Genomic DNA, 17,579 nt, shown 5'->3' with positions numbered 1-17,579 from the left:
GGTTACTTCAGTTCCGGCAGGCGTGCTTCGTTTTTCACCTCGGTCGCGGCGATCGCATCCGCTGGCAATACCACCCGTTGTTTGCTCAACAACTGACCCATGTTCGCCAGCACGCGGTACATCGAGTATTCCTCGGTGTAGCGAATTTCGGTGTAGCGACGGTTGGCGTTGTACAGCTCGTTTTCACTGTCGAGCAAGTCGAGCAGGGTACGTTGGCCGAGGCCGAACTGATCCTGATACGCGGCGCGTACGCGTTTGGTGGTTTCGGCGTATTCGCGGGCGGTCGGGGTTTGCTTCTTGGCATTGACCATCGCGTTCCAGGCCAGGTGAATGTTTTCGTTGAGCTGACGCAGGGCGTTGTTGCGGATGTCCATCGCCTGATTGATCTGGTGCGCGTCGGAGGCCAGTCGGGCCTTGTCGCTGCCGCCACGGAACAGGTTGTAGTTCATGATCACGCCGACACGCCATTCGTTGTCGTGGCCTTCGTCGCCCTGCACGTTGTTGTTCGCGCCCACCGCTGCTTCAGCGTCGAAGCGTGGATAAAACGGCGACTTGGCAACTTCGTACTGGCTCTCGGCCGATTGCACGTCAGCCTGCGCCGATTTCAGGTAGGGGTTGTTTTCGACCATGCTCTGCTGGGCTTCAGGCAGGCTCGTGGGCAATTCCCCACGGGTCGACGGTGGCGCTTCCAACTCGTCGGGCATGCGCCCGACCACGCTGTAGAAATTCGACTCGGCATCCGCCAGGTCGACTTCGGCAGTGTCGAGGTTGTTTTGCGCCAGCGCTTTACGGGCGACCGATTGATCGGAGTCGGCAGTGCTGCCAATGCCGCGCTCGGTGCGCAGGCCGATCTGATCGTTGACCCGCAAGTGCGCCTGCAAATTGTTCCGGGCCAGTGTCACCAGTTCGCGGCGCTTGAGCACTTCGAGGTAGACCTCAATGGTGCGCAGCGCCAGATCCTGAGCAGTGCCTTGTGCGTAGTAGGCGCGCGAGTTGGACACGCCCTTGGTGCGCTCGACCTCGTTGGCGGTGTTGAAACCGTCGAAGAGCATTTGCCGCAGACGCAGCTCGGACTGGGTGTAATTGAGAATTTCGGTGTTGTGACCGCTGGGCGTCAGCGACCGGGTGTTGGTGTTATCGCTGTAGCCGCGCCCGTAAGCAGCATTCAGGTCGACCGACGGATAGAAGCCGCCCCTGGCGACTTTGACTTGTTCATCGGCCGACAGTTTGGCGTCCACGCGCGAGGCGAGTTCCGGGTGGGTGGCGATGGTGCTTTGGATCGCCTCGGTGAGGTTCATGGCCTGGGCTTGAGAAGTGCAAGCCATGGCCAGCAAAACCGCGCTGCAGAGGGGGGTTAGAACGCGCATGGGTGCATCTCCCTGAGTCCTGATGGTGTGTTACTGTCGCCAAATATTTGACGATATTTTTAGCTGTAAGCGTTTCACTCTTGTAACAACAGAGCTAAGAACATCCTGAAGCGTAGCTAAGAAAAAATTTTCATAAGGCTTATGCCGAAAAAAACTTATGCGCTTTATAAAAACCAGCACATTGTTCAGCACGAAAGCCTTTGTTTTAGGTGCTTTAGGGAGCGCAAAAAGGCTTGAGGAAAGTTCCACTCACTTTGCGACATACGGCGAAGTACTGCTGAAGGGGAGGGACGCGTAGCGGCAAATGAGCGACAGTTTTTTGTCACTCGGGTGATTCACCGCCGTTACGTAGCGTTAGCAGGCAAGCGGTCTTGATCAGGGCTCGGAAGTGCTTGATAGCACTGAAATTTCCTCATCGGGCGCGGCCTGCGAAACGAACTGTCGAGGGTGCGAGCGTCGCCCCGACAACCCGATTGAGCCATGGGCTGCTTCGCTTACCAGTGCCGACGGTGGTCGGCAGCGGAGGATTTCACATGGCAACGCTCATCGGTACAGTCACTAAAGTCATTGGCCAGGTTTTCGCCCAGGCAACCGACGGCACCCGTCGTGCTCTGGTTGAGGGCGATCGCCTGTTTGCCGGCGATCAACTGATCACCGGGGCGGAAGGCGCCGTTGCCGTTCATCTGCAAAATGGCCAGGAACTGACCCTGGGCCGCGACAGCAGCCTTACCATGACCGGCCAATTGCTCGCCGATCAGGCAGCGCATGTGAATGCGCCCGAGGCGGTGACGCCGAGCGAAGCGCAACTGACCGACGTCGAGCAGATCCAGAAAGCCATTGCCGCCGGTGACGACCCGACCAAAACCGCTGAAGCCACCGCCGCCGGCCCCAACGCACCGGGCGGCGCGCCTGGAGAATTGGGCGGCGGTCACAGTTTTGTCTTGCTGACGGAAGTCGGCGGGCGGGTAGACCCGATCATCGGCTTCCCGACTGCCGGGTTCGGCGGTATTCCCGAGTTTCCCGAAGAGCGGCACAACGTTGTCGTCGACAACGGCACCCCGGCGCCCATCGTGCCGCCACCGATCAACAACATCGTGACCCTCAGCGGCCTGGCCGTGCCTGGCGGTGAGTTGACTCTCAATGAAGCCAATCTGCCTGACGGCTCGGCTGCCAATCCCGGTGCGCTGACACAGAGCGGCAGCTTCACGGTGACGGCGCCGGACGGTTTGAGCAGCCTCAGTGTTGGCGGCATCAACCTGATCAATGCAGGGGTGGCGGTCGGCTTTCCGCAGTCGATCACCACACAATTGGGCAACACCCTGACCATCACCGGGTACAACCCGGCCACCGGCGTGGTCACTTACAGCTACACCCTCAACGGCAATGAGGCCCACGCTGCCGGTGATGGCGCGAACAACCTCAGCGAACAGTTCACGGTGATTGCCGGCGACAGCAATGGCGACACCGCGACTGGCACGCTCGACGTCAATATCACCGATGACGTGCCCAGAGCAGTGGATGACAGCAACGCTTCGATGGCTTCGGAAACCTCGTTGACGCTGACCGGCAACGTGCTGACCAATGACGTGCAAGGCGCCGACCGCGTACCGACCGGCCCCGTCACCGCTGGCACTTTTACCGGCACTTACGGCACGCTGGTACTCAACGCCAACGGCACTTACACCTACACGCTGAACACCAACGACGCCGACTTCAAAAACCTCCACGGCGGCGGCAACGGCACAGAGAACTTCACCTACACCATCACCGATTCGGATGGTGACAAAAGCACCGCAAACCTCGTCTTGCAGATCCACAACAACGATGACCCAGTGATCATCAACGGGTTGAACGTCGAGGGTGGCGAGCTGACGGTTTACGAGAAAAACCTCAGCGACGGCAGTGCACCGGATTCTGCGGCATTGACGCAAAACGGCACGTTCACCATCACGGCACTCGATGGCGTCACAACGCTGACCATTGGTGGTATCGCCGTCGTCACCAATGGCGTGGCTGCCGGGTTCCCGCAATCGGTTACCACCCCGCTGGGCAGCACGCTGACCATTACCGGTTTCAACGCTGCGACCGGTGTTGTCAGTTACAGCTACACCCTGGATCACAACGACGCGCACCCGACAGCCAATGGCGCCAACACGCTCAACGAACAGTTCGCGGTGACGGTGGTCGATGACAACGGCACCACTGCCAATGCCTCGCTGGACGTGAACATTGTCGATGACCTGCCAAAAGCCGTGGATGACTCGAATGCGGGCACGGCGTCGGAAACCAATCTGATCCTCACCGGCAACGTCCTGACCAACGACGTACAAGGCGCCGACCGCGTGCCGACTGGCCCCGTCACTGCCGGCACCTTCACCGGCACCTACGGCACCTTGGTGTTAAACGCCAACGGCACTTACACCTACACCCTCAACACCAACGACGCCGACTTCAAAAACCTGCACGGTGGTGGCAACGGCACCGAAACCTTCGCCTACACCATCACCGATTCCGATGGCGATACCAGCACTGCGAACCTCGTCTTGCAGATCCACAACAACGACGATCCAGTGGTCATCAGCGGCCTCGATGTGAACGGTGGTGAGCTGACGGTTTACGAGAAAAACCTTGGCGACGGCAGCGCGCCGGATTCCGCTGCGTTGACCCAAAACGGCACGTTCACCATTACAGCACTCGATGGCGTGACAACGCTGACCGTCGGCGGTATCGCCGTCGTCACCAATGGCGTGGCTGCCGGGTTCCCGCAATCGGTCACCACGCCGCTGGGCAGCACACTGACCATAACTGGGTTCAACGCCACAACCGGTGTCGTCAGTTACAGCTACACCCTGGTCGACAATGAAGCGCATCCAACCGCCAACGGCGCGAATAACCTGCCTGAGCAGTTCGCCGTCACCGTGGTCGATGACAACGGCACAACGGCCAACGCGACCCTCGATGTAAACATCATCGACGACCTGCCAAAAGCCGTGAACGACAGCAACACCGGCACCGCATCGGAAACCAATCTGATCCTTACTGGCAACGTCCTGACCAACGATGTGCAAGGCGCCGACCGCGTTCCCAGCGGCCCCGTCACTGCCGGGACTTTCACCGGCACCTACGGCACCTTGGTGTTGAACGCAAACGGCACTTACACCTACACCCTCAACACCAACGACGCCGACTTCAAAAACCTGCACGGTGGTGGCAACGGCACCGAAACCTTCGCCTACACCATCACCGATTCCGATGGCGACACCAGCACGGCGAACCTCGTCCTGCAGATCCACAACAACGACGATCCGGTGGTCATCAGCGGTCTCGATGTGAACGGTGGTGAGCTGACGGTTTACGAGAAAAACCTCAGCGACGGCAGTGCACCCGATTCCGCTGCGTTGACGCAAAACGGCACATTCACGATCACCGCATTGGACGGTGTCACCACGCTGACCATCGGTGGCATCGCCGTCGTCACCAATGGCGTGGCTGCCGGGTTCCCGCAATCGGTTACCACTCCGCTGGGCAGCACGTTGACCATCACCGGGTTCAACGCCACAACCGGCGTCGTTAGCTACAGCTACACCCTGGTCGACAACGAAGCGCATCCAACCGCCAACGGCGCGAATAACCTGCCTGAGCAGTTCGCCGTCACCGTGGTCGATGACAACGGCACCACCGCCAACGCGACTCTCGATGTGAACATCATCGACGACCTGCCAAAAGCCGTGAATGACAGCAACGTCGGCACCGCCTCGGAAACCAATCTGATCCTCACCGGCAACGTCCTGACCAACGATGTGCAAGGTGCCGACCGCGTACCGACTGGCCCGGTCACCGCAGGGACCTTTACCGGCACCTACGGCACATTGGTGCTGAATGCCAACGGCACTTACACCTACACGCTGAACACCAACGACGCCGACTTCAAAAACCTTCACGGCGGTGGCAACGGCACCGAAACCTTCGCCTACACCATCACTGACTCCGATGGCGACACCAGCACGGCGAACCTCGTCTTGCAGATCCACAACAACGACGATCCAGTGGTCATCAGCGGCCTCGATGTGAACGGTGGTGAGCTGACGGTTTACGAGAAAAACCTTGGCGACGGCAGCGCACCGGATTCCGCTGCGTTGACCCAAAACGGCACGTTCACCATCACCGCATTGGACGGTGTCACCACGCTGACCATCGGTGGCATCGCCGTCGTCACCAATGGCGTGGCTGCCGGGTTCCCGCAATCGGTCACCACACCGCTGGGCAGCACGTTGACCATCACCGGGTTCAACGCCACAACCGGTGTCGTCAGCTACAGCTACACCCTGGTCGACAATGAAGCGCATCCAACCGCCAACGGCGCGAATAACCTGCCTGAGCAGTTCGCCGTCACCGTGGTCGATGACAACGGCACCACCGCCAACGCGACTCTCGATGTGAACATCATCGACGACCTGCCAAAAGCGGTGAACGACAGCAACACCGGCACCGCATCGGAAACCAATCTGATCCTCACCGGTAACGTCCTGACCAACGATGTGCAAGGCGCCGACCGCGTTCCCAGCGGCCCCGTCACTGCCGGGACCTTCACCGGCACCTACGGCACCTTGGTGCTGAATGCCAACGGCACTTATACCTACACCCTCAACACCAGCGACGCCGACTTCAAAAACCTGCACGGCGGTGGCAACGGCACCGAAACCTTCGCCTACACCATCACTGACTCCGATGGCGACACCAGCACCGCAAGCCTGGTCTTGCAGATCCACAACAACGACGATCCAGTGGTCATCAGCGGTCTCGATGTGAATGGTGGTGAGCTGACGGTTTACGAGAAAAACCTCAGCGACGGCAGCGCACCCGATTCCGCTGCGTTGACCCAAAACGGCACGTTCACGATCACCGCATTGGACGGTGTCACCACGCTGACAATCGGCGGCATTGCCGTCGTCACCAATGGCGTGGCCGCAGGCTTTCCGCAATCGGTTACCACCCCGCTGGGCAGCACGTTGACCATCACCGGGTTCAACGCCACAACTGGCGTCGTCAGCTACAGCTACACCCTGGTCGACAACGAAGCCCACCCTACCGCCAACGGTGCGAACAACTTGCCTGAGCAGTTCGCCGTCACCGTGGTCGATGACAACGGCACCACCGCCAACGCGACCCTCGATGTAAACATCATCGACGACCTGCCAAAAGCGGTGAACGACAGCAACGTCGGCACCGCCTCGGAAACCAACCTGATCCTCACCGGCAACGTCCTGACCAACGACGTACAAGGCGCCGACCGCGTACCCACAGGCCCGGTCACCGCAGGAACCTTTACCGGCACCTACGGCACCTTGGTGCTGAACGCCAACGGCACTTACACCTACACCCTCAACACCAATGACGCCGACTTCAAAAACCTGCACGGCGGTGGCAACGGCACCGAAACCTTCGCCTACACCATCACTGACTCCGACGGCGATACCAGCACCGCGAATCTGGTTCTGCAGATCCACAACAACGACGATCCGGTGATCCTCAACGGCCTCGACGTCAATGGTGGTGAACTCACCGTCTACGAGAAAAACCTCAGCGACGGCACTAGCCCCAACCCGACGGCACTGACCCAAAGCGGCACCTTCACCGTCACCGCACTCGATGGCTTGCAAACCCTGACCGTGGGCGGCATTGCCGTCGTCACCAACGGTGTCGCCGCAGGCTTCCCGCAATCGGTTACCACGCCGCTGGGCAGCACGCTGACCATCACTGGTTATAACGCCAGCACTGGCGTCGTCAGCTACAGCTATACCTTGGTCGATAACGAAGCGCATCCGACCGGCAACGGTGCCAACAGCCTTACCGAGAACTTCAACGTGGTCGCCACCGACGGCGACGGCAGCACCGCGTCCGGGCAGATCAACGTCAATATCATCGATGATTTGCCGACCGCCAAAGCCGATACTGGTTCGGTGACGGAGGGCGGCACGGTCAATATCAGCGTGCTCGGCAACGACGTCACCGGTGCCGATGGCGCAGCGGCGGGCGGTGCGGTGGTGGGCGTGCGCGCTGGCAGCAACACCGCGACGTCGGCGATCGGCGGACTCAACAGCAACATCAACGGCAACTTCGGTTACCTGACTCTCGACGCATTGGGCAACGCCGTTTATCACAGCAATCCGAACTCGGTGAGCCCACCGGGTGCGACCGACACGTTCACCTACACCATCCGCGACGGTGACGGCGACGAAAGCACCACGACCATCACCGTCAACGTCGCCGACAGCAAATTGGTGGCCTCGGTCGACCAGGACGTGACGGTCTACGAAAAAGCCCTGGACCTGACCAAGGACGGCCAGGATCTGGCCCCCGGTACGGTCACCGGCAGCGATCCGACCAACAACGGTGAAACCGCCACCGGCACGCTGGTCGGCGCGGTCACGGGCGGCAGCGGCGCGATCACTTACACCCTGGTCGGCAGCGCCACAGGTACCTACGGCCAGATCCAGCTCAACGCCGACGGCACCTACACCTATACGCTGACCTCGGCGCCGAAAACCACGCCGAGCGCCAACGACGGGGCCAATACCCTGAGCGAAAGCTTCACCTACAAAGCCACTGACGCGCTGGGCAACAGCACCACCAGCACCCTTGTCGTCAATATCGTCGATGACGTACCGAAAGCGGTCGCCTCGGATCGTTCGGTGGCGGCGGTAGAGATCGACTCGAACATTCTCATCGTCCTCGACATCTCCGGCAGTATGGCAGACGCGTCCGGCGTGCCGGGCCTGTCTCGGCTGGACCTGGCCAAACAGGCGATCAGCGCCTTGCTCGACAAATACGATGATCTCGGTGATGTGAAAGTACAGTTGGTGACCTTCAGCAGCAGCGCCACCGACCGCACCTCGGTATGGGTCGACGTCGCGACGGCGAAGGCCTTGCTCGCCGGCCTGAATGCCGGTGGCGGCACCAACTATGACGCCGCGGTGGCGACCATGTACAACGCGTTCAACACCGCGGGCAAACTCACCGGGGCGCAGAACGTCGGGTACTTCTTCTCCGATGGCAAACCCACCAATGGCCAGGACATCGGCACCAGCGATGAAGCCACGCTCAAAGCGTTCCTCGATGCCAACAACATCAAGAACTACGCGATCGGCCTCGGCAGCGGCGTGAGCAACGCCAACCTGGATCCACTGGCGTATGACGGCATCAGCCACACCAACACCAATGCGGTGGTGGTCACCGATCTCAACCAGCTCAACTCGGTGTTGTCCGGCACCGTGGAAGGCGCGCCAGTCACCGGTTCGCTGTTGGGCGAGGGCGGTACGTTCGGCGCCGATGGCGGCTTCATCAAATCCATCGTCGTTGACGGCACCACCTACACCTACGATCCAAAAGCCCTGAGCGGCCAAGGCTCGTTGACCGCGACCGGAGGCGTCAACCACGGCACCTTCAACACTGTGAACAACACGCTGAGCATCGCCACCAACAACAGCGGCACGCTGGTGATCAACCTCGACACCGGCGACTACACCTACACCTCGCAGAAAACCACGGCGGTGGTGATCACCGAGAACATCGGTTTCACCCTCAGCGACAACGACGGCGACCTCGCCAGCTCGACGCTGACGGTGAAAGTGATCCCCAACGCGCCTCCGGTGGCCGCGGATGACCACGTCATCACCAACGTGCTGTCGAGCAACATCGTCGTGCCAGGCGAACTGCTGCTGGCCAACGACACCGATCCAAATGGCGACACGCTCAACGCCTCGCCGACCACCTTCAACACCGGTTGGGCCGCCAAAGGCGCGGACTTCACCGGCACAGGTGCGATCACCTTCAATGGTACGGGCAACACTGCCGCCAACCAGAGCCTGGCCGACGTGCGCAACTCGTTCGCCGCCAACACCGCGGCGATGACCGCCATGCTGGTGGTCAGCGGCTATCTCGGCGCGGTAACCACTGCCAATGCCAATGATGAAGACCTGATTACCGTCAAACTGAAACAGGGCGAAACCCTCAACCTGGATCACAACCTGGCGGCCGGGCACATCACCATGGAGTATTCGCTCAATGGCGGCGCGTTCGTCGCCATTGCCGACGGCGGCACCATCACCGCCAGCGCCGATGGTACCTACCAGATCCACATCACCAACATTACCAACACCAGCGGCAGCAATCCGACGGCGGCGGAAAATTATCAACTGACCATGACGGTCAACTACGCCGGGGCGCACGACATCACCCCGGACTACCACGGCACATACACCGCCAACGACAACCATGGCGGCAGTGACACGGCCAACGTGACCATCACTTATCAGGACGGCCACACCCTCACCGGGACCTCGGGCGATGACGTGTTGGTGGCGGGTACTGGCGACAACATCCTCAACGGTGGCGACGGCAACGACGTGCTCACCGCAGGCAGTGGCAACAACGAACTGCACGGCGGCGCCGGCAACGACTTGCTCTACAGCGGTCCGGGCAATGACCTGCTGGACGGCGGCACTGGCATCGACACCGCCAGCTACGCCCACGCCACTGCTGGAGTGACGGTCAATCTGAGCCTGCTCGGTGCGCAAAACACCATTGGTGCCGGCACCGACACCCTCACCGGCATCGAAAACCTCGTCGGCTCTAACTTCGATGACACCCTGACCGGCGACAACAATAACAACGTGATCAACGGTGGATTGGGCAACGACATCCTCAACGGCGGTGGCGGCGATGACTTGCTGATCGGCGGCATGGGCAACAACACGATGACTGGCGGGCCGGGAGCCGACACCTTCCAGTGGCTCAAGGGCAACAGCGGCCACGACACCATCACCGATTTCACCCCCGGCACCGACAAGCTCGACCTGTCGCAACTGCTCCAAGGCGAAAACGGCACCACAGCGTCGCTGGACGACTACCTGCATTTCACCGTCACCGGCACCGGCGCGTCAGTCGTGACCAGCATCGACGTCAGCGCGATGGCCGGCGCTACGCCGAACCAGACCATCGACCTCGCCGGCGTCAACCTTGCCAGCCACTACGGCGTAACGCCTGGGGCTGGCGGGATGATTGCCAGCGGGCACGACACGGCGACGATCATCAGCGGGATGTTGAATGATCATTCGTTGAAGGTGGATACGGTTTGATCGAGGGCTGAGACGACAAGACCGCCGCCCTGATGAAACAGGACGGCGGTCTTGTCTTTCTGACGGCATGCTCTTCAGGCGCTATAAGTCGAGTAACTGCAGTTCCAGATTGTCCACCTGATAATCGTTGCCGACCCCCGAATCGACATGACTGACAATAGCCAGAGTCATCTCGCTGGCGCTGGCGACGAAGTTGCCTGACAAGTTTGTCCAGACCAGGTTTCTGAGGGTTATCGGCCCGGTAATGGCAACGCCTCCGGCGCTCAGCGACAGCGACGGTGCAGCATAGTCACCGCGAAAACGGAAGCAGTTGATCGTCAACGAATATCGGCCACCGGGCTTCAGATTGGCGAATTGTTTCTGCAGCACAACGCCCGCCGAGTTGTCGCTGTAGGTGTAATTTTGCGCCCTGTAGTTGCCTTGCTCGAACACGATGGTCCAGTCATTCGGACGCGTTGCTGGACCCCGACGCCAGCCATTCCAGTCATATTGGTCAAAATTTGTCAGGTCGTGCTCCAGCGGCGGCTCGGTCGCCTTGCCGATCCGCAGTTCCAGCAAAGGTGATTGCACTGACGCGCGGCCGGGGTTGATCACCTTGTAGTGCACCGTCAGAGGATTGCCGGCGAAAGGTGCGATGTAACGGCTGCCTGCATCAAAGGTCAGGGGCAGGTTGGGGTCAGTAATGGTGCGCCCGAAAATATAGCGAAGCGTGACCCCGAGTGGATCGACGACCTGCCAGAACAGCTGGACCGACGCACCGGCTTTCAAGGCCCAGTAATCGGGAATGAACACCTTCGCCATGCTGGTGTTGGCGGGTAGCTCGTTCTCCACGACTTGTTCGATGAACGGCGGGCGTAGCGTGAAGGCGCCGCCCTGGATGGTGATATTGGTCGGTTTGGACAGTTGCGGCGCGCCAGTGCCTCCTTTGCTGAGGGTGTAAGTCAGGCGCAGAGAGCCCCGGATCAGCGCCAGCACGCGTTCATTTTCAACTTCAAAATAAATTACGCTGCTCATCCCGTCCAAGGACTGGGTGTACGTGAACGTGACCGCTTCGCCCGTTTCCGTGAGGCCCTGCAGAGTCAGTTGCAACTGGTCATTCTTTGCATAGTTGCTGAGGAAAATCACCACTCGCGCCGGCCCACCAAGGAGCAGGTCATGATTGAGTATGTTGCCCGGTGCCCTTTCGACGGCGGGGGCTGGCAGCAATGTGATTCCCGGTTTGCTTTGCAGGAGCAGTGCGTCCGACCAGCCGCTCTGATTATGAACCCTGTCGGTCAACTGATAGCGCACCACCAGCGAATCGGTTGGTGGCAGTGTGGCGAGCAGTTTGGGTGTCAGTTCAAAAATAATGGCGGCCGCTGCATTGGTGACGGTGAGTACCAGCGTCAGTGGTCCGAACGCGAGTGTCACGACATCCTCCAGAGCCTGATGCAAATAGGGTTCTATGGTCACGCGCATGCCGTTATCGATCACGCTTTGGTCAATGATCGTTTCCGAGGCGATAGGCAGCGGCAAGCCCTGGTTGAATGGCTTGCCACCGTCGATGTCCGGTTTGCCCGGCGGAAAACTTTTGTAGAACAGCAAATAGGGCGTTGAGCTTTCGGCGTTACCGCTGATGCGCTTCACAGTGATAGACAGCGGCTGGTTTCCCGGATGCGGATACCTCGAACTCATGTCACTGGCGCAGATATGGAAAGGCACATCTCGGGGCACGCCGTCGGCATCGAAATTTTCAATGGTTACAGGAAACGAGGCCACGGGGACAAAGACATCGCCGAGAAAAACATCGATATGGTCCCCGACAGCCATCTGCTGATAGCTGAGGATGTACACCAGCAAGCCCTGAACATCGCTGTGTACCATGCTGTAGTTGACTCCCAGCGCACCATCGCTCAGCGGTTTGTAACCGATGACATACGGCGGTGGTACGGCAAGCACGCCAATGTTGCCGGACGGCGGTGGAAAGATGACGACCTGTTCTTCTGAAGCGCTAGCGCTGCTGGTGGTCTGGCTCATGAGCAATAACCCATCGTCGGGGGGAGGCGGATGCCCTGGCGGGCGACATTGATTTCCTCGATTAGAACCGCACTGACCGACACCGCCTACTGTCAGATCTGACAGGTGCGCTAACGTTTAAGACCAATGGTCAGCCTGAGGCCGGCGGGTGGGTACGGTTGTGGATTCCTGAACTGAAACCGTCCCCTGCAGGAGCTGCCGAAGGCTGCGATCCCTGATCTTGTCTTTTAAAAGAAACATCAAAAGATCGCAGCCTTCGGCAGCTCCTACAGGGTGTGTTTTTTAGTCGGCAATTGGTCTCCCACGCACAGCCGCCATGACATCAATCGCAGACAGATCGTTTTCGATGAGCTTTGGAGCACTGGTGCGCACAAGCCGGCGGACTCTGGCGTAGCTATATCCAGAGGCGCAGGGGTTTGTAGTCTGCCAGTCACGTCCGCAAGTTGATTGAATACATTGGTTGTTCAGGGAGTTAAAAAAAGTGGGTGGCTCCGCACTCTTTTCTGAACTGTCTAGTTCCAAAAAACTATATTGTCGACCCAGATCCCACCATCAGCCTCGGGACCTACCTGTATCAATATATAAGATGCCTCTTTCCCCGGTTGTGCTGTGTATGAAACTATGTGGACATTTGGATGTGCCGTTATCGGGATGGCGGTGATTTGTAAATTTGAATTATTTTTGTTGCAAAAAAATACTGTTGTGCCGATTGTGTTTACAACAGAAAGCTCAATGCTGGCGTTTCTTGCTTCTCCGTTAAATTCCAATCTGAAAATGGCCCCATGGTCTGCGAGTAGTGTTCTGTTTCCGAACCTCGGTGTGTATTGGCCGTTAGTTTGTAGTGTTTGCACGTTATAAGTCGACCCAGGGCTATCGGCGAGCACGCGAACGGTCAGGCCGCTGTTCAGCTTGACTGGGATATTTTGTCTAAAGGTCTGCACGGGAACTGTTTCAAAATTTTCGGATCCCGACACCAGGTTTGGCTTTTTAAAATTAAGTTTCAAGGTTGGGAGGTGGGTCGACTTGAGAAGGTCTGCTTCGCCATTGAATGCAACGCTTGCGTCTACAGAGAAAAGACTATCGTTTTTCAGTAGGGTCAATTGACTTCGCGGCAGAGTGATATTGGTAAAGCCGTTAGCAACTTCTGTTGCGGTGAGCAGGTGTGAGGTTAGAAGAGTGATGGTGTGACTTGCGCCGCTCTCCAGGATCCGTGAGCATTTCAACCACACTCTTTGTCCCAAATGAGCACCTGGCAAGGGTGCCAGTCGTATTCCAGCATCTCCGGTGAAATTGCCTAAATTGAAATTGAGGTTGTCCGGCGCTTGAATAACCTTTGGCATGGGCAATCTGGAGTCATTGTCCTTTATCCGCAATACAGTCAAGTTCAACCCGGACGACGTGCCAATCACCGCATTGTTACGATTTAAACGCCACGTAAGCTCAAGATCCCTGCCATGCCGAGCCGCCAGAAAAGCAGCTGTCAGTACGGTGTCGATGCGCTTGCTGCCACCAAACTTCACCAAAGGAAATGGTGCCGACCCGGCCGGCGGATTGATCTCCACCAGTTGCGCCTCGTCCCCCGCCAGTGCAAGTAAATATTCAATCCGCAGCGTCAGCCCATTCACATAGGCCAGCACATCGATCGGACTGACTGCCGGCGGCAGCAGTAACGGTGGCAACAACTCGATCTTTGTCTCTTCACCAATCTTCAACTGCAGCAACTCGGACTGCACTTGGACCTCACCCGGGTTGGCGATGGTGTTCTGTAGCGTCAGTGGGGTGTTGGCATAGGGCGCGATATAGTTGGCGTCGACGTGAAAGGTGATGGGCAGCGTTGTGTCAGTGACGATCTGACGGAAAACGAACAGCGCCACAATCCCTTGCCGATCGGTGGTTTGCCAGCGCAGTTCGACCGTGGCACCTTTTTTCAGCGGCCAGTAAGCGGCCACGCGTACGGTGGCTTGCGCAGTGTCGACCGGTAATTTGCCGTCCACCAACGGTTCCAGAATCGGTAAACCCAGAAGCTGCGAAGTGCCGCTGATGGTCGCATCCGCCGGTTTTGACTGTTGCGGCTTGCCGGTCCTGATCAGCTGATAGTGCGCATGCAGCGCCCCGCCAATCAGGTTGCGCACATGTTCGTTATCGAGCGTGAATTTTACTGACCTGCTGGTGACTGCCAGCGTCTGGCTTTTGAGTTCGGTAACCGGATCCCCACCCCGGGTGAGCCCTTCCAGGGTCAGCTCTATCACATCGTCTTTGGCGAACACCCCGGTAACCAGGATGTCCAGCGGGCGGCCCGCCAGCGCGTTGTGATCAATCACGTTGTCGATATCGGCCTGGTCGAAAATCGGCGCGTTCAGCAACGCCACGCCAGGTTTGAACGCAAGGTTGAGTGAATCCGACCAGCCGCTGGCGTTTTCCACCCGATCAAACACTTCCCAGCGCACCACCAGGCTGTTGGTCGGTGCAAGGCTGGCGAGTTGCTGCGGGGTCAGTTCGAAGATCACGTCACCCAGTGCCGTGACGATAATCTCAAACAGCAATGAGCCGAAGGCCAGCACCACCACATCCCCGATGGACTGATTGAAGTATTGCGCGACGGTCACCGTCATGCCTTCGGCAATGACCGACTGATCGACCACGGTCTCTGAGGCGACGGGCAGCTTTAGACCCTGATTGAATGGCTTGCCACCATCTTTGTCGGCCTCGCCCGGCGCCGGATATTTGTAAAACAACGGTGCGCGCGGTGACGACTCGGCGGGGTTGCCGCTCACGCGCTGAACCACGAACCAGAGCAGCTTGTTCTCGTTCTTCAGTGGCGCAAAACGGGCTTCCATGTTCTGGGCCGAAATGTAGAAGGGAATGTTTTTCGCCAGCCCTTGGTCATCGAAATGTGCATCGGTGACCGATAACTCGACCACCGGTACTCTGTCGGTGTCGATGAACACTCGGAGGCTGTCGCCGACGGCCATATTCAGGTAGGCCAGGATGTAGACGAGCAGCCCTTTCCGGTCGCCGTACACCATGTTGATGTTGATCCCCAGCGCGCCGTCTGCCTGTGGTTTGAAGTTGACCGGGAAGGGCGGGGAGACCGATAGAACGCCAATGCCGCGGCCTGGCGGGAAGACCAGAATTTGTTGATGGGCGGCTGAACTGGTGCTGCTTATGGGGCTGTTCATCTAAGTATCACCTTTAAGGAGGCACCTTTGGAGTGAATGGCGGCACCAATAAGGCGGATTAGATCCCCGGTCGAGGACATTGCCTACTGTCATATCTGACAGGTACATCAGGGTTTCAGATTAACGGTGGATAAACGCATCAACACCCTTAACTGCTTCTCTATTAACCGAGCATGATCAACTGGGCGATCCCAGCAGCGTCTGGTGCTGCGAAGCCCACGGCAGGCCGGGCCGCTGTAGTGGTCGAGCGCGGATCGACGGTTTCGTGGGATTTTTTGAAGCGTAATAACAGGGGCCGGTGAGGCGTTTGTGGCCAACGCGGTGACATCCAGAAAGTTGTTGGCGTCGGCCTCGACGATCTTTGGCGGAATCAATGCAGTTACCGGCAATACCAGAATGTTCAAGCGCAGTGCGGTTGACGGGGTAGGTATGCCATCGCGGATGAGGGTGTAAATCACGCTGATGGTCTTGCCCGGACTGTAGGCCAGAACCGAACGAGGTACGGCGCTTTCCAGTCCGGCACTGACCGCGCGTGGCGGGCTGGTATAGGAGCCGGCAGCCGTTGGGAAAACTTACAAGCCGGCGGACTCTGGCGTAGCTGTAGGCAAAGGCGTAAGGATGTGGAGCCTGAGAGACGTGTCTGGCGGTTTTTTTAACCCGTTCAAGGAGGATCAGAATTTGCGCAAAGTCTTCTGCCGCAGGATGTACACCGTCACCAATACCGCACTCGTCAGCATGAACCCCCGCGCCCACGGCAGTGGCACCAGATAACACGAGAACAGAATGCTCGCCCACATCAGGCCGATCGCATAGACCTTGCCCTTGAGCGGAATGCCGTTGCCATCGAGGTAATCGCGGATCCATGGCCCCAGTCGCGGGTGCTCGACCAGCCATTGATAGAAACGCGGAGAGCTGCGCGCGAAGCACGCGGCCGCGAGGAGCAGGAAAGGGGTGGTGGGCAGGACAGGAAGGAAAATACCGATCACCCCTAATGCCACGCTGAGCCAGCCAATGGCCAGCAGCAGGTAGCGCAACATCAGGGAGCGGTTGCCTATGGGGTTGTCCATAGGCTGCGACTTAGTGGTGACGTGGCTTGAGGATCGCCGGCTTCTCGTCTGGCGCCTGGCACAGCAGGTACAGCGCGGTCAGGGCTTCCGGGATCTGCACGATCATGTCGTCCATCAGGTTGGCGTCCTTGGCGATGTCTTCGAACTCTGGCTGTTCGTCGAACAGGCCCGAACCGACCATGATCGGCAGGAGCATCTCGCTGACTTCTTCTTCGGCGGTTTCGAACCAGGCTGCTTCACGCAGGAACACGCCTTCCATGAAGCCGATGCACCAGCCGCGCAGTTCGGAATCGTCCGGCTCTTCGCCCAGATCCAGTTCGCATGGCAGCTCGAATTCTTCGTCGGAAGCGAGTTGACGGGCGATGTGCGCCTTGAGGCCGATCAGGGTGGCTTCGATTTCTTCGCGCTGGGCGTCGCTGCTGTAATGCGGCTCTTCAGCGAACAGGGCGTCGATCCATTCACGCTCCGGTACGTCTTCGGCGCAGATCGACAGCGCGGTCAGGTAGCCGTGAGCGGCCACGTAATCCAGCGCCTCGTCGTGCAGCTCGTCGGCATCGAGGAAAACTTGCAGGCGGGTCAGTTGCTCAGCGAAGGACATTACGGGGCTACCTTGGGGGAATAAACAATGCGGGAATTCTAGGCCTTCTTGAGCGCTCAAGCCAGCCGCACGGCAGATTTGCCCCGCTGCGCCCTGCATATCCCCTGTAGGAGCTGCCGAAGGCTGCGATCTTTTGATTTTATTTTTTCAAGATCAACATAAAGATCCAGATCAGAAGATCGCAGCCTGCGGCAGCTCCTACCGGGCATGACTTG

Annotated in this window: 7 protein-coding genes; 1 reads left to right on the top strand and 6 read right to left on the bottom strand. The window is 58.8% G+C overall.

The features are described 5' to 3' along the window. Positions 1 to 2 precede the first annotated feature (2 nt). Positions 3 to 1,367: a TolC family outer membrane protein gene (locus JFT81_RS12230; protein ID WP_201227506.1), complete on the bottom strand. Its 1,365-nt coding sequence runs from the start codon at positions 1,365 to 1,367 to the stop codon at positions 3 to 5. A 533-nt stretch (positions 1,368 to 1,900) separates the two neighbouring features. On the opposite strand from JFT81_RS12230, the gene JFT81_RS12225 reads away from it, so the two are divergent. Then, positions 1,901 to 10,504, top strand: a complete 8,604-nt coding sequence (locus tag JFT81_RS12225) for a retention module-containing protein (RefSeq protein WP_201227505.1) — start codon at positions 1,901 to 1,903, stop codon at positions 10,502 to 10,504. An 81-nt stretch (positions 10,505 to 10,585) separates the two neighbouring features. Here JFT81_RS12225 and JFT81_RS12220 read toward each other — a convergent pair whose 3' ends face one another. The 5 genes from JFT81_RS12220 to JFT81_RS12200 all read right to left on the bottom strand — a co-directional run bounded on the left by JFT81_RS12220 (position 10,586) and on the right by JFT81_RS12200 (position 17,364). Beyond that, on the bottom strand, positions 10,586 to 12,520 hold the full coding sequence (locus JFT81_RS12220; protein WP_201227504.1) for a hypothetical protein: 1,935 nt from the start codon (positions 12,518 to 12,520) through the stop codon (positions 10,586 to 10,588). A gap of 512 nt (positions 12,521 to 13,032) precedes the next feature. Continuing rightward, a complete protein-coding gene (locus tag JFT81_RS12215) occupies positions 13,033 to 15,699 on the bottom strand; it encodes a hypothetical protein (RefSeq protein ID WP_201227503.1) in 2,667 nt (888 codons plus the stop codon). Positions 15,700 to 15,806: 107 nt separating this feature from the next. Continuing rightward, positions 15,807 to 16,157 carry a hypothetical protein gene (locus JFT81_RS12210; RefSeq protein WP_201227502.1) on the bottom strand — a complete coding sequence of 117 codons (351 nt, stop codon included), beginning with the start codon at positions 16,155 to 16,157 and terminating at the stop codon, positions 15,807 to 15,809. A 213-nt stretch (positions 16,158 to 16,370) separates the two neighbouring features. After that, positions 16,371 to 16,766, bottom strand: a complete 396-nt coding sequence (locus JFT81_RS12205) for a YbaN family protein (protein WP_201227501.1) — start codon at positions 16,764 to 16,766, stop codon at positions 16,371 to 16,373. Between the two features lie 10 nt (positions 16,767 to 16,776). Then, positions 16,777 to 17,364 (bottom strand): YecA family protein, encoded by a 588-nt coding sequence (locus JFT81_RS12200; RefSeq protein ID WP_007919726.1) that lies wholly within the window; start codon positions 17,362 to 17,364, stop codon positions 16,777 to 16,779. Between the last annotated feature and the right edge of the window lie 215 nt (positions 17,365 to 17,579).

Source organism: Pseudomonas sp. TH43, assembly GCF_016650635.1.
GTDB lineage: Bacteria > Pseudomonadota > Gammaproteobacteria > Pseudomonadales > Pseudomonadaceae > Aquipseudomonas.
Note: the sequence above shows the minus strand (reverse complement) of the source record. Positions and strands in the feature narration are given on the sequence as shown.